17 protein-coding genes are annotated in these 23,190 nt (G+C 63.0%); 10 read left to right on the top strand and 7 right to left on the bottom strand.

What is annotated here, in order from left to right:
- The first annotated feature begins 126 nt into the window (after positions 1-126).
- The 8 genes from urtB (at position 127) to IVB41_RS03320 (ending at position 10,077) form a co-directional block, all read left to right on the top strand.
- A complete protein-coding gene (urtB, locus tag IVB41_RS03285) occupies positions 127-1,053 on the top strand; it encodes an urea ABC transporter permease subunit UrtB (RefSeq protein ID WP_018455942.1) in 927 nt (308 codons plus the stop codon).
- Between the two features lie 17 nt (positions 1,054-1,070).
- Positions 1,071-2,210 carry an urea ABC transporter permease subunit UrtC gene (gene urtC / locus IVB41_RS03290; RefSeq protein WP_027565999.1) on the top strand — a complete coding sequence of 380 codons (1,140 nt, stop codon included), beginning with the start codon at positions 1,071-1,073 and terminating at the stop codon, positions 2,208-2,210.
- A gap of 172 nt (positions 2,211-2,382) precedes the next feature.
- Complete coding sequence (urtD, locus tag IVB41_RS03295; protein ID WP_247426626.1) at positions 2,383-3,138, top strand: urea ABC transporter ATP-binding protein UrtD; 756 nt, start codon at positions 2,383-2,385, stop codon at positions 3,136-3,138.
- Between the two features lie 11 nt (positions 3,139-3,149).
- Complete coding sequence (gene urtE, locus IVB41_RS03300; protein WP_247426629.1) at positions 3,150-3,839, top strand: urea ABC transporter ATP-binding subunit UrtE; 690 nt, start codon at positions 3,150-3,152, stop codon at positions 3,837-3,839.
- A gap of 27 nt (positions 3,840-3,866) precedes the next feature.
- The gene (gene fmdA, locus IVB41_RS03305; RefSeq protein WP_007598072.1) at positions 3,867-5,096 is read left to right on the top strand and encodes a formamidase; all 1,230 of its coding nucleotides are present in this window, start codon (positions 3,867-3,869) and stop codon (positions 5,094-5,096) included.
- A 90-nt stretch (positions 5,097-5,186) separates the two neighbouring features.
- A complete protein-coding gene (locus IVB41_RS03310; RefSeq protein ID WP_247426632.1) occupies positions 5,187-5,564 on the top strand; it encodes a zinc ribbon domain-containing protein in 378 nt (125 codons plus the stop codon).
- A 39-nt stretch (positions 5,565-5,603) separates the two neighbouring features.
- A complete protein-coding gene (locus IVB41_RS03315) occupies positions 5,604-6,644 on the top strand; it encodes an aliphatic amidase (RefSeq protein ID WP_247426635.1) in 1,041 nt (346 codons plus the stop codon).
- Between the two features lie 301 nt (positions 6,645-6,945).
- On the top strand, positions 6,946-10,077 hold the full coding sequence (locus tag IVB41_RS03320) for an autotransporter domain-containing protein (protein ID WP_247426639.1): 3,132 nt from the start codon (positions 6,946-6,948) through the stop codon (positions 10,075-10,077).
- Positions 10,078-10,080: 3 nt separating this feature from the next.
- Here IVB41_RS03320 and IVB41_RS03325 read toward each other — a convergent pair whose 3' ends face one another.
- From IVB41_RS03325 to IVB41_RS03345, 5 genes are all read right to left on the bottom strand, one after another.
- A complete protein-coding gene (locus tag IVB41_RS03325; protein WP_027565993.1) occupies positions 10,081-10,911 on the bottom strand; it encodes an MlaD family protein in 831 nt (276 codons plus the stop codon).
- 151 nt (positions 10,912-11,062) lie between these two features.
- Complete coding sequence (locus IVB41_RS03330) at positions 11,063-13,282, bottom strand: acetate--CoA ligase family protein (protein WP_247426642.1); 2,220 nt, start codon at positions 13,280-13,282, stop codon at positions 11,063-11,065.
- A 159-nt stretch (positions 13,283-13,441) separates the two neighbouring features.
- Entirely contained in the window at positions 13,442-14,422 is a 981-nt protein-coding gene (locus tag IVB41_RS03335) for a glycosyltransferase family 2 protein (protein WP_027565991.1), read from the bottom strand.
- Between the two features lie 124 nt (positions 14,423-14,546).
- A complete protein-coding gene (locus IVB41_RS03340) occupies positions 14,547-15,116 on the bottom strand; it encodes a class GN sortase (protein WP_247426645.1) in 570 nt (189 codons plus the stop codon).
- A gap of 198 nt (positions 15,117-15,314) precedes the next feature.
- Complete coding sequence (locus IVB41_RS03345; RefSeq protein ID WP_247426648.1) at positions 15,315-17,576, bottom strand: marine proteobacterial sortase target protein; 2,262 nt, start codon at positions 17,574-17,576, stop codon at positions 15,315-15,317.
- A 182-nt stretch (positions 17,577-17,758) separates the two neighbouring features.
- On the opposite strand from IVB41_RS03345, the gene IVB41_RS03350 reads away from it, so the two are divergent.
- Both IVB41_RS03350 and IVB41_RS03355 read left to right on the top strand, forming a co-directional pair.
- A complete protein-coding gene (locus IVB41_RS03350; protein ID WP_247426651.1) occupies positions 17,759-18,529 on the top strand; it encodes a helix-turn-helix transcriptional regulator in 771 nt (256 codons plus the stop codon).
- Between the two features lie 48 nt (positions 18,530-18,577).
- Positions 18,578-20,083: a glycosyltransferase family 2 protein gene (locus IVB41_RS03355; protein ID WP_247426654.1), complete on the top strand. Its 1,506-nt coding sequence runs from the start codon at positions 18,578-18,580 to the stop codon at positions 20,081-20,083.
- Positions 20,084-20,128: 45 nt separating this feature from the next.
- Here IVB41_RS03355 and IVB41_RS03360 read toward each other — a convergent pair whose 3' ends face one another.
- Positions 20,129-21,349: an ABC transporter substrate-binding protein gene (locus IVB41_RS03360; protein ID WP_247426658.1), complete on the bottom strand. Its 1,221-nt coding sequence runs from the start codon at positions 21,347-21,349 to the stop codon at positions 20,129-20,131.
- An 83-nt stretch (positions 21,350-21,432) separates the two neighbouring features.
- Positions 21,433-22,983, bottom strand: coding sequence for a long-chain fatty acid--CoA ligase (locus tag IVB41_RS03365; protein WP_247426661.1), 1,551 nt, complete (start codon positions 22,981-22,983; stop codon positions 21,433-21,435).
- Positions 22,984-23,190 lie beyond the last annotated feature (207 nt).

The raw sequence follows: 23,190 nt of genomic DNA on the forward strand, positions 1-23,190 counted from the left end.
ACGGCGTTCGTCGCCGCTTCCCTTTCAGACAAAACCTCTCCTGGCGTGGACCGCAAATCCACGCCCAAGACCCCCGCGTCGCGAACCTGCTCGCGACGCGGGACCCTTTCCCGACGGAGGACATCGATGTTCGGCGACTACTCGCTTGGTGACCTTGGCTCCATCTTCGTCATGCAGGGCTTTGCAGGACTGATCCTGTTCTCCGTCTACGTCTTGATGGCGCTGGGACTTGCGATCATCTTCGGCCAGATGGGCGTCATCAACATGGCCCATGGCGAGTTCATGATCCTCGGGGCCTACGTCACCTGGATGACCTCGAGCTTCTTCCAGTCCTATTTGCCGAGCCTGTTCAGCGGCTACTTCTTCCTCGCGATGATCCTGGCCTTTGTCGCATCCGGTGCGTTGGGGATGCTGGTGGAATGGGTGCTGATACGGCACCTCTACAAGCGCCCGCTCGACACGCTGCTTGCGACCTGGGGCCTCAGCCTGATCCTGCAACAGGCCTATCGCTCCGTGTTCGGCGCGCGCGAGGTCGGCGTCGAGCTGCCGCAATGGATGCTTGGCTCGCTGCACGTGACCGACAGCATCGAAGTGCCGATCAACGGCGTCTTCGTGATGTGCCTCACCGTCCTGATCACCGTGGGCGTCGCCTACGTAATGTACAAATCGCGCTGGGGCCGGCAGGTGCGCGCCGTCGTGCAGAACCGCATCATGGCCGGAGCCGTCGGCATCAACACCGAAAAGGTGGATCGCTACACTTTTGGCCTCGGCTGCGGCATTGCCGGTGTCGCCGGGAGCGCCTTCACGATGATCGGCTCGACCGGGCCGACCTCCGGACAGCTCTACATCGTCGATACGTTCCTCGTGGTCGTGTTCGGCGGCGCGGCAAGCCTGCTCGGCACCATCGCATCGGCCTTCTCGATCTCGCAGACCCAATCCACCCTCGAGTTCTTCCTGTCGGGCTCGATGGCCAAGGTGCTGACGCTGCTTGCCGTTGTCGGAATCCTGATGCTGCGGCCGCAGGGTCTCTTCGCCCTCAAGGTCCGCAAATAACAAGAAGCAGGCAAGTCATGGTCATCAACTCACGCTTCTTCAATCGATCCGAGCTCATGGGCTTCCTCGTGCTCGCCGCTGTGCTGTTCGTGATCCTGCCGCTCTCGCTGGATGTGTTCCGTCTCAACCTCGTCGCGAAATATCTGACCTACGCCTTCGTCGCGCTCGGTCTGGTGCTGTGCTGGGGTTACGGCGGCATTCTCAGTCTGGGGCAGGGCGTGTTCTTCGGCCTCGGCGGCTATTGCATGGCGATGTTCCTCAAGCTGGAGGCCTCCAGCGTCGAGAATACCAAGATCCAGTCGACGCCAGGCATCCCGGACTTCATGGACTGGAATCAGATCACGTCACTGCCGCTGTTCTGGCAGCCGTTTCACAGTCTCGCCTTCACCATCCTCGCCATCATCCTGGTCCCCGGCATCTTCGCGCTGATCATCGGCACTGCGATGTTCAAGCGCCGCGTCGGCGGCACCTACTTTGCCATCATCACCCAGGCGGTGGCGGCCATCCTCACCATCCTGATCGTGGGCCAGCAGGGTTACACCGGCGGGATCAACGGCATGACCGACCTGCGCACCCTCAAGGGATGGGACATCCGGCCCGACCACGCCAAGGTCATCCTGTACTTCGTCGAAGTGGTGCTGCTGTTCGCCTGCATCGGCATCGCGCAGTTCATCCGCCTGACCAAGCTCGGCCGCATCCTGGTGGCTATGCGCGAACAGGAAGACCGCGTCCGCTTCTCCGGCTACAGCGTCGCCAACTTCAAGATCTTTGCGTTCTGTATGGCCGCGGTTTTCGCCGCGATCGGCGGGGCCATGTTCGCGCTCAATGTCGGTTTCATGTCGCCGTCCTTTGTCGGCATCGTGCCGTCGATCGAGATGGTGATCTACACCGCGGTCGGCGGACGGATGTCGATCTTTGGCGCGATATGGGGGGCCATTCTGGTGAACTTCGCCAAGACCAGCCTGTCGGAATCCTTTCCGCAACTCTGGCTGTTTGGTCTCGGCGCGCTGTTCATCGCGGTCGTGCTCGCTTTCCCGAACGGTCTGTCGGGGCTCTGGGCCGACTATGTGCAGCCGCGCATCGACCGCCTGTTCGCCTCGCGCAAGAAGCCGGGCTGGACCGACAATTCGGTTGCCGACGGCGCACCCGCAGAGTGAGGAGACCATCATGCTCGTCGGTCATCACGATGCCAATGCCAAGCTGGCAGTGAGGAGATAGATCATGCTCGTCGGTCATCACGATGCCGATGCCACGCTGGCAGTGAGGAGATAGATCATGCTCGTCGGTCATCACGATGCCGATGCCACGCTGGCAGTGAGGAGCTAGATCATGCTCGTCGGTCATCAGCCGAAGGAATTCCTGCTCGCGGTCTCCGGACTGACGGTTTCCTTCGACGGCTTCAAGGCGGTCAACGATCTCTCGTTTTATATCGAGGAGAACGAGATCCGCGTCATCATCGGCCCCAATGGGGCCGGCAAGACCACGGTGCTCGACCTGATCTGCGGCAAGACCAAGGCGACCGAAGGCTCGATCCAGTTTCGCGGTACCGAGCTGACCAAGCTGAAGGAGAACGAGATCGTCAAGGCCGGCGTCGGCCGCAAGTTCCAGACGCCGTCGGTGTTCGAAGACCTCACCGTGTTCGAGAATCTCGAGATCTCGTTTCCGCGCGGCCGCACCGTCTTCGGCTCACTCACTTTCCAGCGTGACCAGCCGGTGAGGTCACGCGTCGGAGAGGTCGCCGAGATGATTTTCCTCAATGACAAGCTCAACACCTATGCCTCCGAGCTCAGTCATGGCCAGAAGCAATGGCTCGAGATCGGCATGCTGCTGATCCAGGACCCGGACCTGCTGATGCTCGACGAGCCCGTCGCCGGGATGAGCGTGTCCGAACGCGCCAAGACTGCCGAGCTGCTCAACCGCATCATCAAAAACCGCTCGGTGCTCGTCATCGAGCACGACATGAAGTTCGTCGAGGACATCGCGCACAAGGTCACCGTGCTTCACCAGGGCCAGATCCTCTCGGAAGGGACCATGGAGAAGGTGAAGAACGACCCCAAGGTCGTCGAAGTTTATCTCGGTCACTAAGGAGCGCGACGATGCTGGCTATCTCTGATCTTCACGTCGCCTACGGCCAGAGCGAGGTGCTGCACGGTCTCAACGTCAAGGTCGCGCCCAACGAGATCGTGGCGATCATGGGCCGCAACGGCATGGGCAAGACCACGCTGATGAAATCGCTGATGGGCATTTTGCCTACGAAGAGCGGCTCGGTGACCATGGAGGGCGCCGAGCTCGGTGCCTTGCCGAGCTACGCGCGCGTCGCCAAGGGCCTCGCCTACGTGCCGCAGGGCCGCATGATCTTCTCCACCATGACGGTGAAGGAGAACATCGAGACCGGCCTCGTGGTCTCCGGCGGAGCCGAGGTGCCCGGCGACATCTACGAACTTTTTCCGGTGCTGCTAGAAATGAAGGATCGTCGTGGCGGCAATCTCTCCGGCGGCCAGCAGCAACAGCTCGCGATCGCACGCGCGCTGGCGACCAAGCCAAAAGTGCTGCTGCTGGACGAGCCAACCGAAGGCATCCAGCCGTCGATCATCAAGGAGATGGCGCGCACGCTCAAGCGCATCCGCGACGAGAAGGGGCTTTCGATTGTCGTGTCCGAGCAGGTCCTGAGCTTCGCGCTCGATATCGCCGACCGTGTGCTGGTGATCGAGAACGGCGAGATCGTCCGCGACGATCCGCGCGACGCCGTCGATGCTGCGCAGGTTTCGAAATATCTGTCCGTCTAGCCAACCGTGTAAAAGGGGAGCATCTCGATGCCAGAGACACTGATCAAGGTCGATCTCACTAAGTCGGCCTATGAAAATGACATGGTGCATAACCGCTGGCACCCCGACATTCCGATCGTAGCCTGGGTCAATCCCGGCGACGACTTCATCATCGAGACCTACGACTGGACCGGCGGTTTCATCAAGAACAACGATTCCGCCGACGACGTGCGCGACATCGATCTGTCGATTGTGCACTTCCTCTCTGGCCCGATCGGCGTCAAGGGCGCCGAGCCCGGCGACCTGCTCGTCGTCGACCTGCTCGATGTCGGTCCGATGAAGGAGAGCATGTGGGGCTTCAACGGCTTCTTCTCCAAGCAGAATGGCGGCGGCTTCCTCACCGACCATTTCCCGCTGGCGCAGAAGTCGATCTGGGACATCAAGGGCCTCTACACCTCGTCGCGGCATATTCCGGGCGTCAACTTCGCCGGCCTGATCCATCCCGGCCTGATCGGCTGTCTGCCCGATCCGAAGATGCTGGACACCTGGAACAAGCGCGAGGCCGAGCTGATCGCGACCAACCCGACCCGTGTGCCGGGCCTTGCCAATCCGCCGTTCGCGCCGACGGCCCATGGCGGCCGCGCCAAGGGCGAGGTCAAGGACAAGATCGGCGCGGAAGGCGCGCGCACCGTGCCGCCGCGTGAGCATGGCGGCAATTGTGACATCAAGGACCTCTCGCGCGGCTCGAAGATCTACTTCCCGGTCTACGTGCCGGGTGCCGGTCTCTCAATGGGCGATCTGCACTTCAGCCAGGGCGACGGCGAGATCACGTTCTGCGGCGCGATCGAGATGGCCGGCTGGCTGCATCTGAAGGTCGAGGTGATCAAGGACGGCATGGCGAAGTACGGCGTCAAGAATCCGATCTTCAAGCCGTCGCCGATCACACCGAACTACAAGGACTATCTGATCTTCGAGGGCATCTCGGTCGACGAGGCCGGCAAGCAGCACTATCTCGACGTCACCATCGCCTATCGCCAGGCCTGCCTGAATGCGATCGAATATCTGAAGAAGTTCGGCTACTCCGGTGCCCAGGCCTATTCGATCCTTGGCACCGCACCGGTTCAGGGCCACATCTCCGGCGTGGTCGACGTGCCGAATGCCTGCGCCACACTATGGCTGCCGACGGAAATCTTCGACTTCGACGTGATGCCGTCCTCGGCGGGCCCGATCAAGCACATCAAGGGCGATATCCAGATGCCGATCTCGCCGGACAAGTAATCCCTGCGCGACGGCATGCGGGACGGCGTAGCTGCTGCCCCGCATCCGCCGCGGCAGTTCTCTCACAGACAACAGCGTAGGGATGATGCGATGCCGGTCTATGAATATCTCTGTGACGATTGCGGTTCGTTCAAGGATATGCGGCCGATGGCCGAATGCGACGATCCGCAGGTCTGTCCGCAATGTGAAATCATGGCGCCGCGCGTCATTCTGACCGCCCCGAACTTCTTCTGCATGCCGTCGGAAAAACGAAAAGCTCACGCCGTCAACGAGCGCAGCACCCACGCGCCGCAGACGCTGGCGCAATACAAGGCCTCGCACGGTCCCGGTTGCGGCTGCTGCTCCACGGGAAAGAACTCGTCGGGCAGGAGCTCATCGGACAAGAAAAAGCCGGCGCGGCTGGTGACCAAGACCAGGAGCGGTGCGAAGGGCTTTCCGACCGCGCGGCCCTGGATGATCAGTCACTGATTCACGCAACAATCTCAAACACAGTAGAGGAGCAATTCAATGCTTCACGGTGACATCTCCAGCAGCAACGACACCGTCGGCGTCGCGGTGGTCAACTACAAGATGCCCCGCCTGCACACCAAGGCCGAGGTGCTCGATAACGCCCGCAAGATCGCCGACATGGTGGTGGGCATGAAGACCGGCCTTCCCGGCATGGATCTGGTGATTTTCCCGGAATACTCCACCCAGGGCATCATGTACGACTCCAAGGAGATGTACGAGACCGCTTGCGCGGTGCCCGGTGAAGAGACCGCGATTTTTGCGGAGGCCTTCCGCAAGGCCAAGGTGTGGGGCGTGTTCTCGCTGACAGGCGAGCGCCACGAGGAGCATCCGAACAAGGCGCCCTACAACACCCTGATCCTGATGAACGACAAGGGTGAGATCGTACAGAAGTACCGCAAGATCATGCCGTGGGTGCCGATCGAGGGCTGGTATCCCGGCAATTGCACCTATGTCTCCGACGGCCCGAAGGGGATGAAGGTCAGCCTGATCATCTGCGACGACGGCAATTTCCCGGAGATCTGGCGCGACTGCGCCATGAAAGGGGCCGAGTTGATCGTACGCTGCCAGGGCTACATGTATCCGGCCAAGGAGCAGCAGATCCTGATTTCAAAGGCGATGGCGTGGGCCAACAACGTCTACGTCGCGGTCGCCAACGCCGCCGGCTTCGACGGGGTCTATTCCTATTTCGGTCACTCCGCGATCATCGGCTTCGATGGCCGCACCCTTGGGGAGTGCGGCGAGGAGGACTACGGCATCCAATATGCCCAGCTGTCGAAGCATCTGATCCGAGATGCGCGCCGCAACGGCCAGTCGCAGAACCATCTCTACAAGCTGGTCCATCGCGGGTACACCGGCATGATCAATTCCGGCGAGAGCCCGCGCGGCGTCGCCGCCTGCCCCTATGATTTCTACAAGAACTGGATCGCCGATCCCGAAGGCACAAGGGACATGGTCGAGGCGATGACGCGCGCGACGCCCGGGACCGCCGAATGCCCGATCGACGGCATCCCGAATGAAGCGGCGCCCACCAATTACTGAGCCGTTGCCCAAACCAGTGTGTGAAGGCGTGCCGCTCGCTCCCGTTGGGACGCGACGCCGCCCCAGATGATCAGTCATTGATGTGAACGACGGTCAATACTGCGACCGAACCGCACACACACACGTCGTGGATCGACCAGGCTGCGCCGGAAAAGCGTGCCTCTGGTGCAACATGGTCAGCTGAATCAGTCCGGTTTTGCTGCCCCCCAGCGATTCCACCGATTCCGTAGTTCCACGGAGGGGCCCGGCGGCCTAGTTTGCCGGCGGCGCCGCCGGGGAGCGCTGGACTGAGGGCATCAAAGTGGAATTTAGGCCGCCGACGGCTGGTCGGATTGGGCTGCGCCTTGCCGCCGTCGCTTCGTCTGTCGTGGTGGTCGTTCTCAGCCTCGGCCTATCGGCGATACCTGCGCAGGCGGACTGCGCGCCCGACCCTGCGGCAAGCGGGCAAACCGTCACCTGTAACGGCACCGATGCCGACGGCTTTGCGGCAGGCGGCGGCGTCACCAATCTGACCGTAAATGTGCTGACTGGCGCTAGCGTCAACGATAACGGCACGGCGGCGATCAACGTCAATGACACCAACGTCATTACCAACAACGGCACGGTGTCGGCGGGCTCGGGCCTCACCGGCATCAATGGCGGCAACTCGAACACCGTGACCAACAACGGCGCCATCACGGTGCTTGACAACGGCCTAGGTATCTCCGCGTTCGATCACAACATCATTGTCAATGCCGGGACCGTCACCACCGGCGACGGCGGCAGCGCGATCTCGGTAGGAAACAACAATAGCGTTAGCAACAGCGGTGCGCTGTCCATCGGCGCGTCGGGCGCGGGCATCTTCGCGGTCCAGAGCAACACGATCACCAACGCCGCGACGGGCACGATCACCGGCCTTGACGATTCAATCGGGATTTACGCTTCGTTCGGTGGCACGACCGTGACCAATGCAGGCGCGATCAAGGTCGGCGATTCCTCCGGCTTCTCCGGCGGCATCGTTGCGATCATGGATAACAACACCGTCATCAACGCGGCCAGCGGCAGGATCTCGGTCGGGCAGAGTGCCGCTGGCATCTTTATGCAAGGTAATTTTCAAACCGTCAGCAATTTCGGCGCCATCACGGCGAGCGACTTTGGCGTCGGCATCGCCTTGTTCGGTGATGACGCAAAGGTGACCAATAGTGGTTCCATCAAATCGGGCGACGGCACGTCCGCCGGCATTGCGGTGCAGGGCAATCGGGCCGCGATCAACCAAAACGGGACGATCGGCGTGGGTCTGGGCGCTGCGGGCATCGCGTTTACGGGCCTGTCCTCCACGATCAGCAACAATGGACGGATCACAGGGGCCGATTTCGCCGAGGGCATCGTAGCTCTCGGTGATTCCAACACCATCATCAACAGCGGTACGATCACCGTCGGCGATTCCGGCTTAGGCATCGACGTGAGCTCGTTCACAACGACAAACCAGATCGTCAATACCGGCACCATTACCGTCGGTGCTGGCGGTGTCGGCATCAGCGCGAACGGCGGGGCCAACGTCTTCAACTCGGGGACCATCAACGCTGGGGCCGGAATTGCTGCAATCGAGTTTTGTGTCTGCGGCCCCAACACACTGACGCTCGGACCCGGCAGCATCATCAATGGCCTGGTCCTCGGCACTGGCGCCGACACCTTCCAGCTCGGCGGCATCGGCAAGGATACGTTCAACCTCGACCTGATCGGCCCCCTTCTCCAGTATGACGGCTTCTCGACCTTCAACAAGGTCGACAATTCGAACTGGACCGTGACCGGCACGGGCAATCAGGACTGGAATGTGCTGGGCGGCACGCTCACGCTGGTCGGCACCATCAATGGCAATATAAGCGTCGCGACCGGTGGTACATTCGGCGGAGTCGGCAGCGTCAACACCATCAACGTCAATGGGGGCACGCTGTCGCCGGGCAACCCGACCGGAACGCTCAACGTGAACGGCGATCTCACCTTCACGACGGCGTCGACGTACATGGTGCAGGTCTCAGGTACGAGCAACGGCATCGCGGTCGCCACGGGGACCTCCACGCTCAATGGGGCCACGGTCACAGTCGTCCCGACCGGCTCGATCGCGAAGCACTACACGATCCTGACTTCGACGACGCTTCCCGACAAATTCAATCCGGTCGTCGCGGGTCTGTCTTCGAACCTGAAGGCCAGCCTCAGCTACGATCCCAACAACGTCTTTCTGGATCTCTCGCTAAACTACGGTACAGGTCTCAACGTCAATCAGCAGAATGTCGCCAACGCCCTGACGAGCGTCTTCAATCGGACCGGCAGCCTCCCCGTGGCTCTCGCGAATCTCTCGCCGACGGGGCTGACACAGGCCTCCGGCGAGTCGGCGACGGGCACGCAGCAGACGACTTTCAACGCGATGAACCTGTTCCTCGGCCTGCTCACCGACGTGTTTGGCGCGGGGCGCAACGGGACGCCGGGTGCGACGCCCTTCGCCGACGAGACGAGCGCGAATGCGTATGCGGCGACCGGCAAGGGCACACGCGACAGGAACGCGCGCGACGCTCTTGCCTCGATCCATAGCAAGACGCCGCCGACGAGTTTCGAACAACGCTGGGACGTGTGGGCGGCCGGCTATGGTGGCTCGCAGACCACCGACGGCAATGCCGGCCTCGGCTCAAACAACACCAGCAGCAGCGTCTACGGCACCGCCGTCGGCCTCGACTACCGCTTCTCGCCGTCCACGATCGCCGGCTTCGCGCTTGCGGGCGGGGCGACCGGCTTCAACGTCAACGGACTCGGCTGGGGTCGCTCCGACCTGTTCCAGGCCGGCGCCTTCGTGCGTCACAACGCAGGACCGGCCTACATAACGGCCGCGCTGGCCTATGGCTGGCAGGACGTCACGACCAACCGCATCGTCACCGCCGCCGGCGTCGATCAGTTGCGTGCGCAGTTCAGCGCCAACGCGCTCTCGGGCCGTATCGAGGGCGGCTATCGCTATGCCTCGCAGTGGATCGGCCTCACGCCCTATGCGGCGCTCCAGGCCACCGTGTTCAGTCTTCCGAGCTATTCGGAGTTCGCTGTGGTCGGCAGCAACGTCTTCGCGCTGAATTATGCCGCCAAGGACGCGACCAGCACCCGCACCGAGCTCGGCCTGCGCGCGGACAGGTCATTCGCCGCAGCCGGCGGCCTGATGACCCTGCGCGGCCGCGTCGCCTGGGCACATGACTACAATCCGGATCGCACCGTCGGTGCGGTCTTCCAGACGTTGCCGGGATCCGCGTTCGTGGTGAACGGCGCCGCCCAGGCGCACGATTCCGCGCTGACCACAGCGGCAGTGCAGATGAGCTGGATGAACGGCTGGTCTGCGTCGGCGACTTTCGAGGGGGAGTTCTCGAATGTCACCCGCTCTTACGCCGGCAAGGGCGTCGTCCGCTACGCCTGGTAGGCGCTACCGTTTCTGCTGCGCCGGCTTGCGCGGCGGGCGGGGAGCGGCGGCCGGTGTGGGTGTCCCGCTCATCTTGTTGGCGGCCTCGCTGACGTCGAGCAGCGAGCGACGGATGTCTTCGAGGAAGTTCGCCGATTTCTTCCTCATGGTATCGGCGAGCTCGTGCAATCCCTGGATCTTTTCGAACAGTTCATCCGCCTTGCCGTCGGCAAAGCCGGGCACTACGCCTTCGATCTTTGTGACCGCCTTGTCGAAGCCCGCGAAGGCGCTGTCGACCTTGGCCATGACGGAATCGATTTCGCCGCCCTTGCTCCGGAGATCAGCGGTGTAGTTCTCGAACGTGCGCAGGCCCTCCTTGATCGCCGGGGCGTTGCTGACGATGGTGCGGTCGACACTATGTAGGGTGTCGACGATCGATTCGGCGTCGCTGAGATCGGCGGTCAGCACGGGGACGCCGTCCGAGTCCAGCGGCACTGGCGGCGCCGAGGGCGCGCCGCCGATCAGCGAGACCGCGGCGACGCCGGTGAGACCCTGAAACTCGATGCCCGCGACCGTGTCCTTGCGGATCGGCGCGGTATTGTCGAGCATCACCAGCGCCACGACCTTGCGCGGATTGTCCAGCTTGATCGACAGGATCTGGCCTGCGGGGACGCCGTCGAAATTGACCGGCCCGCCGCGACGCAATCCGCTGGCGGAGCCGCCCTCGAATACCACGCGCAACTGGCTGCGGCTTTGGAGGGTGCGCCATTTCTGCACGCCGAGCACGCCGCCGAACGCCACGGCGATCACCGCCAGCGTCGCCGTTCCGATCACCAGATTGCTCGCGCGTGCCATGCCGGGGTGATTTTACGGCCAAAACGGGGAAGTTGGAAGCAGCCCGGAAGAGGCTGTCGGCGGCAATGTTAGGCTTGGCGGGTTAACGACTTATCCGGTGTTGCTCGAAGAGCGAAGGCGGAAGCGCAACGACGATCCGCCCTCAGCGACATCAATGCCCAGCGGCGCGCTTGGCCGCAGCATTGTTCAGCACGATCAGGGCGTCGACGGCGAGGCCTGTTTTGGCATTGATCAGGAAGGGATTGACGTCGATCGAGGCGATCCGGTCACCAGCATCCGCGATCAGGTTGGAGAGGCCGACTAGGGCCTTCACCGCGGAGGCCTCATGCAAGGCCGGCTTGCCCCGATAGCCGCGCATCTTGATACCGGCCTTGGTGCGGCCGATCAGGAGCCGGGCCTCAGTCTCGTCCAGCGGCGCACCGGCGAGCGCGACATCCTTCATCAGCTCGATGTCGATGCCGCCGGTGCCGAACAGCACGACCGGGCCCATCTCGGCATCGAGGGAGGCGCCGACCACGAGTTCCAGATCGGCCTTGACCTGTTGCGCGATCAGGATGCCGTCGAGCTTCGGCTTGCCCTTCAACTTGTTCACCCGCGCGGTGATGTCGGCGAACGCCTTCTTCACCTCGGCCGGGTTGTTGAGATTCAGTACCACGCCACCGATGTCTGATTTGTGCAGGATCTCGGCGCTGACGACCTTGGCCACGACCGGGAAGCCGATCTGCTTGGCGATCTTCACGGCCTCGGCTGCCGTCTCTGCGATCGCCTCCTTCGAGATCGGGATGCCATAGGCCTTCAGCAGCTTCTTGGAGGCGACCTCGTCGAGCGCGGCGCCGGTTGCCGATTTCAGCGCCTTCTCCAGCACGGCACGCGCGGCAGGCTTCGAGCTGGAGACGATGTCTGGCACTTCCTTGCGCAGCTTGGCGTAGTCGAGCAGCGACTTGATCGCAGTCACCGCGCGATCCATGCCCTGCATGACCGCAAGATGCGGCAGCGATTTGCGTAAGCTCTTGGTGAACTCGGTAAAGCCGATCGACATCGCGCTGATATAGATCACCGGCTTGCCGGCCCGGCTCGCCATCTCGTCGACGATGCGCAGATTGCGCTCGCGCAGCTCGTGCGGCGCTTTCGGCAGCTCGGCATCGATGATGACGATGTCGATATCGGGGTCGTCGATCATGAGTCCGATCGTTTTCATGTAGACGGAGGGATCGACCACCGCGGCAAAGCCAGCGTCGAGCGGGTTGCCGACGATCGAGCCCGGCCCGAGCATCTTTGCCAGCTCCGAACCGACGTGCGAGCTGAGTGGTGCAAAATTCAGGCCTTCTGCATCGAAGGCGTCGATCAGCATGCCGCGCTTGCCGCCGGATAGCGTCACTGCGGCGAGCCGGTCGCCCCTGGGCACAGCGGCGTGGACGAAGCATTCGGTGGTCTCGATCAGTTCGTCGAGCCCGCCGACCCTGATGACTCCTTCGCGCGTTGCAACGGCGTCGAATGTCTCGATCGAGCCCGCGAGCGCGCCGGTGTGTGCCATCGCCGCCGCGCGCCCCCCCTCGGACGCTCCGAGCTTGAGCGCGATCACCGGTTTGCTCGCGGCGCGGGCCGCCTTGCAGGCGTCCCGGAATGCCTTGGTGTTGCGCACGCCTTCGAGGTACACCACGATCACCTTGATGCTCGGATCCTCGGCGAAATAGCGCATCAGGTCCGGCGTCTCGAGCCCGGCCTCGTTGCCGGTCGTCACCATGTAGCCGACCCCGACGCCGCGATCTTCCAGGGCCTGGCGGATCGCCATGACAATGGCACCGGATTGTCCGGCAATCGCCACCGCGCCCTGTTCCATGGTGACGATACGGTCGTCGATATTGGTGAAGAGCTTTTCGCCGGCGCTCAAATTGCCGAGGCAGTTCGGGCCGGTGACCGCCAATCCCGTCTCGCGCACGGCCGCTTGCAGTTCGGCGGCGAGCTTCTGGCTTTCCTCGTCCTGCAACTCGCTGAAGCCCGAGGTGACGATGGTGGCCGAGCGCGCGCCGGCCGCGGCGGCATCGCGGATCACCTCCACGGCAAAGCGCGCCGGGACCAGCACCAGCACGTGGTCGGGCTTTTCCGGGAGGCTTGCAAAGTCCTTGTAGCAGGGGACACCCCAGACGGTGTCGCGTTTGGCGTTGACCGGATAGAGCCCGCCTTCGTAGCCGTATTTGACCAGATTGTTCCAAATGCGCTCGGCATAGTTGCCGGGCTTGTCGGTCGCGCCCACCAGCACGATGTTGCGCGGATGCAGCATGGCGTGGATGCCCTTGACGATGTCGCTGGCATCGGGCGGCGGAGACCATGGGCGCGATGAAGCGGAGGCGGCAGATACGCGAGCTTCCATGGTGTGACCTCACCTGTTGTTCTTGTTGGCGGTGCGTCGCTCTGTTCTATGGCGAGTTCTTCGGACTGGCAACCGCGTGGGCGGGTATGCCGTGCGGTGGAATGAGCGCGCGTCAAGCCCTGGAGATCGACATCCTCGGATCACTGCTTGCGCGGTCGTTCAATATCTCAGCATGCCGAGCTTGTAGGCGTAGTGATAGGCCAACTGCTTCGCCAGATAAGGAGCGATGGCGCGCCGGATCTGCATCTGTGTCGGTTCGAAGCCGAGAATGCGTCGCCGCAGGATGCCCATCTCCCTGACGCCGACCGCATAGGTGGATGCCGTCTTTTGTGCGTCATGGATTCGGAAGCAGGCGAGAAATCGCGGCAAGCGTGCGAATTTGAATCCTGCGGCCTGCGCTCGCAGGATGAAGTCCCAGTCCATCGCGTAGTGCAAGCTCTCGTCGATCGGCCCGATCCTGTCCCACACGCGCTTGCGCCAGAACATTGTCTCTTGCGGAATGTAGTCGGCATATCGCAACGCCTTGCCGTCATGGGGCGGCAACACGGCGCGGCCGACCTCGAGTCCCTCGCGATCGATGAAGACGCGATGGCCGTAGACGACGTCGACATGCGGATGTGCGATGAAGTAATTTGCGACATAGGCAAGTGTCCCGGGCAGCAGCACGTCATCGCTGTTAAGATAGGCCATGATCTCGCTCTCGACGCCGGCGAAGCCGAGATTGATCGCGCTGGATTGCCCCTTGTCCGGTTCGCTGCTCCAGCTCAGGCTATCGCCTCGGCTCTTCAGGAGATCGAGCGTGCCGTCGATCGAGGCGCCGTCCTGCACGTGATAATACAGGTCCGGATAGTTCTGGCTGACGATGCTGTCGATCGTGGCGCCGAGATATTGCACATGGTTGTAGCTCGGCGTGACCATCGCGATTCGTGGCGCACCCGAATGGATCGCAGGTGCTGGCAGGAAAGCCGTCAGGTTGAGCAGGCGCGGCGGATATTGCTCGAAGGTCCACATCGGCGGGCGGCGCCAGAGGCTCCGAAGCGAGGAACGTCTTTGCCCGGCGGCAATGAGATCCTGATTCCTCTCCAGGAGCGCGACGCGATTTTCGAGCTGTTCGAGACGATGCCTGAACTCCTCGTCCATCCCCGGTCTTCTCGCAATGCAGCGCAAAATATTCAATCCGCTATTCTTATAGGTCTCTGGCCAACGACGCCAGTTCAGCGGTTCCATCAAGCGTGTGCTCTTGGACAGAACCGATTGCGAACCGCTATTCATCGGCTCTGATCAAGGTGGCATGCAGGATGTAGCGCTCGGGGCCGGACGTGATGGCGTCGAACGGCCAGCAGGTCGCGAGCACGAGTTCGACATCCCGTACCGCAGCATCGATGCCCGACGCATCGAAGCGAACCACAGCGGAGGAATCCGCGCGATAGCGAAAGTGTTTACCGTCACTGCGTGTGACATCGATCACATCACCAATGGCAACATTCCGTAGGAAACGGAAATGAGTGTCGCGATGCGCTGCATATGCGGCAATTCCGCGCTCGCCCGCATCAGCCGTTTGAAGGATATGGCCGGGTCCAAAAGCAAGCGCCTGGCCGCTGGTACCTTCCAGCACGATCGCGCTGGCACCGATCCGCTTCACCTCGATTCGCGCGACCGGCCAGGTATCGGCCCATGACCATGGCCTGACCACTTCGCCGGTTGCAACGCTCCGGTCGAACGCGCGCTCCAGCAGCACCTGCGCGAGCCACGCTTTGGCATGGATGTAGGCGCCGTCGCCGAACAGGATGACGCCGATCAGAGCGAGAACCAGGGGAGAGATGACGCGGGGCATGGCACATCTTCCCGTCATTGCGAGGAGCGAAGCGACGAAGCAATCCAGACTGCCTCCCTGGAGGGATTTCTGGATTGCTTCGCTTCGCTCGCAATGACGAATTCGGTTGAGGCGGCGTGTTCAAAAAAGGCGCGCGCGGCCGTTGGTGTGGGACGGGCAGCCGCGCGCGCTAACAGAGGAGTTCGGGGGACTCCTCTCTCAAGCGGCGCCAGTGAGCAAGGTCTGACGCCGGTTGAACACGAACAGGATCAGGGCGAGCACGATCAGGATCAGGCCTGCGGTCATTTTCAGCTCTGCTGAGGTCGCGGTCTTGGGCAGGCGAATCGCATCCGGTGCAGCGGGCGTCGGCCGCCTCGTGGCCGGCTGGTTGCGTGCATCGGCGTGACGCTCGCGGAGCTGCGCCGGGACTTGCTGTCGTTCGCCAAAGACCTTCGCGAAATCCCAACCGGCCGGCAGGTTGATCGGCAACTCGCTGAGCTTGAGCGGCTCGCCTTCGGGACGGCTCGGCGTCTTGTCGACCGCGACGAGGCTGGTGAGCCGGGTGACGATCTGATGGTCGAGTGCCAGTGCCAGGATCGCCTTGTCGGAGTCTTCGGGCGTCATCTCGCGCAGGGTGCGCGCCACTTCGGCATCATCGATCTTGCGCTTGGCCCAAAGCTTCGACAGGCCTTTGCCTTCGGCCGCATTTTGCAGCGGCAGCGTCACGGACCATGGGCGGTCGCCGACGCGGCCCTTGATCTCGACCGAGCCCGCCAGCGTGTCGAGCTTTGCCGCCAGCACCAGCGGCTCGTCGCGATAGACGTCGGGAATGATCGTCGGTGTGACGTCGGCCTTGGCTTCGGAGAACTTGGCGCTCAGCCCGGTCACGGCCGGGTTCTCAAGCTTGGCAAACAGGCCGCGCATGCGCTCCTCGACTTGCTCGACGGAGCCGATATGGGTGAAGGCACCCCGGCCGAGCTCAGCGGCGCGCGTCATCAGATAGGTGTTGGGCGCCGAGCCGATGCCGACCATGAACACGCGCGAGCGGCCGCGCATCGCCGTGATCGTTTCGAACAATTGCTGCTCGTTGCCGATCGCACCATCGGTCAGGAATACGACCTGGCGAACCATGCTGGCGTCGCCGAGCTTGTCGGTCAGCGCGGCCCGCATCGCCGGCACCATCTCGGTGCCGCCACGCGCCTGCAACGCGCTGACGAACGAGGTGGCTTCACCGACACGCTCGGCATCCGCCGTCACGGAAGCCGGAAACAGCACGTCCATGGTGTCGTCGAAACGGATGACGTTGAAACGGTCGGACGGCTGGAGACGGGAGAGCGCGTAGGTGAGGCTCGCCTTGGCCTGAACGATCGACGTGCCGCCCATCGAGCCGGAATTGTCGATCACGAACACCACCTCGCGCGGCCGTGGCTTCTGCGTCGCCTGCTCGGCGGGGGGCGGGGTGACGAAGGCGAGCAGATAATCGGCGTCGCCGACGCGCTCGCGGAACAAGCCGACCGACGGCGCCTTCACGGCAGCCGGCTTCCAGGTCAGTTCAAAATCGCGGTCGGCAGGCACGGCACCGTCGGCAAGCGTGACAATTCGCGTCGTATTGTCCGGGCTCTCGACCTTGAAATTATGGTGGAGGCTCTTGACCTCGCCGAGCGCAAAGCCGGCGTTCAGGCGCACCGTGATGCTGGTCGGATTGACCGGCGCATTCCGGGCGGGATCCAGCACGGGCGACGAGATGCGGTCGCGGTCCGGCACCGGGTCCGAATTCGTCGCGCCCCAGCCGGAACCGTCGTTGCGGAAATCGACGTTCTGGACGATCGGCGCCGGATTGTAGCGCGGCCCCACTACCAGCGGCAGGCGCAGCGAATATTCGTTGCCGGATTGGTGCACCGGTTCCTGATATTCGATCTGCACCAACACGGTTTCTCCGGGACCGATATTGGCGACCGAGTTGGTGAAGATGTTCGGCCGTTCCTGTTCGGTGAGCGCGGCCTTCTGGCCGGCCCGGCGCGCCTCTTCGTAGATCACGCGCGCCTGCTGCCGCTCCTTGATGTCGCCCACGATGACGCGGTTGCCGACCACCATCTTCAGCGAATCGACGGCACCGCCGGCGGGGAGCGGATAGACATAGGTCGCCTCGACCCAATCCTTGGTCGGATTGCGGAAGATCTGGGTGACGCGGGCGCGCAGCGTCGGGCCTGATACCGTGATGTCGACGTCGATGCCGAGGCGGATTGCTTCCGTGTAGGCGCCGTCCTCCTTGAGGAGAAGAGACCCGGATTTGGCATCGCCGGGCTGGAGCAGGCTGGCCTGCTCCGTCGTAGCCGACCAGCCCGGCTCCAAGCTCACCAGCAGCGCCACGAAGGCGACCAGCATCACCGCGATGCCCTGCGCTAGAAGGAAAAGTCCGACCACGATCAGTCTGCCCAGCCAAGGGTGTTCGTTGCTGTCCATCGTGTCGTAGGTATCCATTTTGCCTGCTCCGAGGATGTTTGCTGGCTATGAGCATCCGCCGGGACGGCCCGATTGCGCGAGCAGAATGATCGGCAATGATCCGTCGCGGCCGGCCCGCACGGGCCGCCGCCGGGGGGCGAAGTGCGGTTTTGTGCTGGTTTGTCCGCCCTGCTAGGATGTCATCCTGGAGCAGGGCCACGATGCAGACGCAGGACAAATTCACCGACAAGCAGCTTTCGGACGAGCAGAGTCGCGAGATTGCGGAGACCATTCGCGAGGAGCTCGCCAGACGCCGGATCTCCCGGCAGGCGCTGGCCGAGCAGGCCAAGCTCAGCCTGTCGACTCTCGAGAAGGTGCTCGGCGGCCGACGGCCGTTCACCTTGGCGACCACGGTGCGGCTGGAGCAGGCGCTGGGCGTCTCCCTGCGCAGAAGCGCCGCCGTGGTGACGCCTCCGGCCGCAAGCGATGTCGCGCCCGACAGCCTCGGCTCCTATGCACATCGCGCGGTGACCTGGCTCGAGGACGTCTACATCACGTTGCGACCGTCGTTCGGCGACAAGGACGCGATCTTCGCCTACCGCACCGAAATCGTCTGGGAGCCGAAAGTCTCTGCACTGGTGTTCCGCGAGGGGGAACGGACCGATGCCGCCTATGAACACACCGGCGAGGTCGCCGTGCCGCATCAGTCCGGCTTCATCTATCTCGTCATCATCAAGCACGGCCAGCATCGCGTGATCACGGTGTCGCGGCCGACGGTCGCCGGCGAAATGTACGGGATCATCTCGACACTCCGCGCCGGCCCCGGCTCGCAGCTGACGCCGATCGCAGCGCCGATCGCCTATGTGCCGCTCCGAAACTTCGCGAAGCCCTCGCTGGGTCGGGTCGCGCCCGGCGATGCCAACCACGAACTGTACCAAAAGCATCTGCGCCGAACGGTGGAAGAATCGTTCGCGCTGTTTCTGTCGGTATAGTCCGCAAGAAATTAGCCGGAATGACGCAGCATGCGTCTATAAGGGGACATGCAGGACGCGCCCGCACTCGACGACGGCGAATCTCCGCTGTTCTCAATCATTATCCCGCTCGAATCTCACCGCGGGCAGTGGGAGCTGTCCTGGCTCGGCTGGACGTCGCAGACTGCCGACAAATCGCTCTACGAGATCATCTTGGTCGTGCCGCCGGATTTCACGGCACGCGAACAGTTGAAGGCGTTGGCCGGCAACAGGGCTCGCCGCGAATTCGCCGATTCCGAACACGACATCGGGCTCTGCGCATTCGGCGCGACGAAGGCGCGCGGCAGCTATCTGTTCTTCACGGAATCGCACTGCCGGCCCGAACCCGACGTGATCGAACTCTGCATTCGCGCGATCGATGCTCATCCCGACTGGGCCGGCTTTTCCTGCCGTTCGATCCCGATCTGCCATAACCGGCTATCCGTGGCAGAGGCAACCATGTACCAGGCCGACATCGAGTTCGGTATGAAGCAGCATCCCTGGCGCAAGATCCTGGATCAGTGTTTCGTGACGCGGCGCGACGTCTACCGGGAATGCGGCGGCCTGCGCGAGGAGTTCGGTCATTTCGCCGAATGGGTGCTTGCCGCCGCCTATCACGCGAGAGGCTATTCCCTCGGCTATCTCGAGGAGGCGCGCTTCCATCACTACTATGTCGGCGAGCTCACCGAGCTGAAGCAATTCACGCTCGACTTCGTGCAAGGCGAGATTCGCTATCTGAGCGAGGCCCGCAACGATCCCGGCAGCGAGCTGCTCGACATTCCGATCGAGTGGAACTCGCGGAGCGAGGCCGGCACGTCGCTCGCCCGCAATGCATTGAACGCGCTCCTGCGCTACAGCCTCGCTGGCGGCGGCTGGAGACGGCCTGGCGAGAAATTGCTCGCGTTGTGGCGTTGGTCCGTGCCGGCGCTGCTCGGCGATCTCGGCGCGCGCGGCTTCGCGCGGCTGGGGGCCTGGCACGCGCGGGCCGTGCTGGTCGTTCTGACGGCCGCCGGATCGAGCGAGGCGATCGCGCGATGGATGCGGCGATACATCGCCGCGCTGATCCGGCATCAGAGACTCGATTGCATTCATCGTCTCGGGCGAGATGCGCGGTCTGCCGGCGGGCTTCTTGGGGAGCAGATTATCGCGCAGACCGGATTCCATGCCGAGGAGTTCTCCGCCGGTCACACGTTCCGCTGGAGCGAACCGGAGGCTGCCGTGCGGATCAAGGGGATGACCGGCCGCACCATCGTCCGCGTTCGAAGCCCGGCGCTTCGCGCGCCGCTGCATACGATCGACGCGCGATTCTATCTCGACGGCAAGCCCGTCGCGCCCGAGGCGGTCGTGACCGGTTATGATGGCTACACGCTGAGCCTCGATCTGCCGCCGTCAGGCATCGTCACCCTCGCCTGGGCATGCCCCGCGTTCAGGGGCGTCGGCGATTCGCGTCGTCTCGGTCTGTCCGTCGCAGGCATCGACGTCGGCCACGACATGATCGAGGTCGAAAGCGCGGGAATAGCGTCGTCGCTCGCTTGAAAAGAATAGCGGCCCTTCGGCCGCTATTCGGTAATTTTCAGTCGACTAGCCGCCGGTTTCGGCGCTGATGATGTCGCCGAACAGCTCCCACTGGCCCTTCTTGAATCGCCACATCTTGAGCTGCTCGATCGGCGCGAAGTCCGTGGCCGAGGTGTTGATCTTGATGCCCGGGATCAGGGTGTCGGGGACGAAGTCCTTGAGGCTCGCTGCCTGCTTCATCACATTCTCGCGGGTCAGATTGTCGCCCGCCTGCTTCAGCACCTGCACCATGGTCTGGGCTGCGGCATAGGCGTAAACCAGATTGGCGTCCGAAATATTTGCGCCGGGTATGTATTTGTCGACGAAGACCATGAACTTCTTCATGCCCTCATCATCCTTCCACTGCGGGTCCGACGCGTCCTTCAGATAACCGGCCGACAGCACGCCTTCGGATGCCTCGAGGCCGGCCGGCTTCATCACCGCGCCGATCGAGACCGAGACATCGGTCATGAGATGCATCGGCTTCCACTCCAGCTCGGCAATCTTCTTGATCGCCTGCGCCGCAAACTTCGGGGTCGCGATGTTGACGAAGACGTCGGCGCCGGTCCCCTTGAGCTTGACGATATGGGCATCGATCGAAGGCTCCGACGTCTCGTAGCTCTCTTCCGCCACGATCATTTTCGATGCCCTGTCGCCGAACACGTCCTTGATACCGGCGAGGTAGTCCTTGCCGAAATCGTCGTTGGCATAGAAAATCGCGACCTTCCCGTCCGGCTTCTCCTTCAAAATATACTTGGCGAAGATCTGTGCCTCGACGCGGTAGCTGGGCTGGAAGCCCATGGTCCAGGGAAAATTCTTCGGGTCGTTCCACTTGCTGGCGCCTGTGGCGAGGAACAGCTGCGGCACCTTCTTGGAATTGTGATACTTCTGCACGGCGGTCTGGGTCGGCGTGCCCAGCGCGTTGAACACCAGGAAGACCTCGTCGCTCTCGATCAGCTTGCGGATCTGCTCAACCGTCTTCGGCGGCGAGTAGCCGTCATCGTAGGAGATCCAGTTGATCTTGCGGCCGTTGATGCCGCCCTGGTCGTTGATCATCTTGAAATAGGCTTCCTCGGTTTTGCCGATGACGCCGTAGGCGGAAGCCGGGCCGGAATAGGCCTCGACATTGCCGATCTTGATCTCGGTGTCGGTGACGCCGGTGTCGTACGCTTTTTGGGCAGACGCGGAGTGGGTCGCAAACAGCGTCATCGCCGTTGCCGCGGCAAACAGGGAGAGTTTCTTGTTCATGTAAATTCCTTGGGGCTTCTTTGGGGTTTCTTCTGACTTTGGCACTTCAAAAAAGAAAAGCGCCCGCGAGAGGGGCGCTTTGATCAGGCGTTGGCGGCTTTCTTGTCGACTTCGGAAGTGATCGAGAATTCCTTGCGCAAGGTCGGCTTGTGGATCTTGCCGGTGGCGTTGCGTGGTAACGCATCGACGAAGCGGACCTGGCGCGGACATTTGAAGCGCGCGAGATTCGCCGCGCAGTGCGAGAAGACATCGGCCTCGGTCAACCGCTGGCCCGGCTTCGCCGCGACGATGGCGAGGCCAACCTCGCCCCATTGCGGATCGGGAATGCCGATCACGGCGGCTTCCGCGATGGCGTTGAGTTGGTGCAGGACGTTCTCGACCTCAGCCGGATAGACGTTCTCGCCGCCGGAGATGTACATGTCCTTCCAGCGGTCGACGATGTAGTAAAAGCCTTCCTCGTCGACGCGTGTCGCGTCGCCAGTGTGCAGCCATCCGTCGGTGAACGACGTCTTGTTCGCCTCCGGCCTGTTCCAGTAGCCGGGCGTGATGTTCGGTCCCTTGACCCAGAGCTCACCCAGCTCGCCGATATCGGCGTCACTGCCATCGGGTCGCACGATCCGCACTTCGGTGTGCAGCACCGGCTTGCCGGCCGAGCCGGCCTTGCGCGCCGCATCCTCGCGGTCGAGCACCAGCACCGCCGGCGAGGTCTCGGTCATGCCGTAGCCCTGCTGGAGCGCGACGCCACGCGCCTCCCACACCTTGAGCAGCGGCACCGGCATTGGTGCGCCGCCGACACCGCCGACGATCAGCCGGCCGAGGTCGGTGGTCGCGAAGGACGGATGCTGGGCCATGAACTGGTAGATCGCGGGCACGCCGAAGAACACGTTGATGCCCTGCGCGGGATCGTTGATCAGGCCAAGCGCCGTGCCGGGATCGAAGGCGCGCATGATCATCACGGTGCCACCGGCGTGCAGCACCGGGTTGGTGTAGCAGTTCAGTCCGCCGGTGTGGAACAGCGGCAGCACGGTGAGCAGCACCGAGGATGGCCCGATGCAGGCGGGGCCGCCGAGATTGACGCAATTCCAGAAGGTCATGCCATGGGTGATGGTGGCGCCCTTGGGATGACCCGTCGTGCCGGAGGTGTACATGATGGTCGAGACATCATCGAGGGTGACCTCCTCGATTTTCCCCAGTGGCTTTGCGGCGGCGATGCCGGCCTCGTAAGTCCCGCCGGGACCAAGCAGCAGGCTCGTCTCAATGCCGCAGAGCTTCGCCACGGCAAGTGCCGTTTCGGCGAGATCGGTGTCGTGGATCATCACCTTCGGGGCGCAATCGCCGGTGATGAACTGGAGTTCGGGAACGGTGAGCCGGGTGTTCAGCGGCACGAAGATCGCACCTAATCGCCCGCAGGCGAATTGCACCTCCAGCGTATCGGTCGTGTTCAGCGCCAGTACCGCGACCCGCTCGCCGCGCGAGACCTTCAGCGTATGACGCAGAAACGAGGCGAGACGAGAGATGCGCGCATCGAGTTGCGCATAGCTGAAGCGGCGCTCGCTCGCGAGGTCGATCACCGCGACCTTGTGCGGCGTGCGGCGGCCATGGTGGGCGATCCAGTCGTAGTAACGAACGGCCAAAAATTCCTCCCTCGGCGGTCTGGTGCCGCCCGCGTCCCTATTGCCATGCACCATGCCCGGCATGGCCCTGGGGCCAGCCGGAGTTTGTGCACCACGCCTTTTTTTGATCCGGAGTTGGCGCGCGAGCGATGAAAATCGTCTTGCGTTGAGTTGCTAGAGCGAGCCTGCTTGGAGGGGAGCCTTGGCCAGCCACTCCGCGCAAGTGAG

It is taken from the genome of Bradyrhizobium sp. 44 (assembly GCF_023073095.1).
Taxonomy (GTDB): domain Bacteria; phylum Pseudomonadota; class Alphaproteobacteria; order Rhizobiales; family Xanthobacteraceae; genus Bradyrhizobium.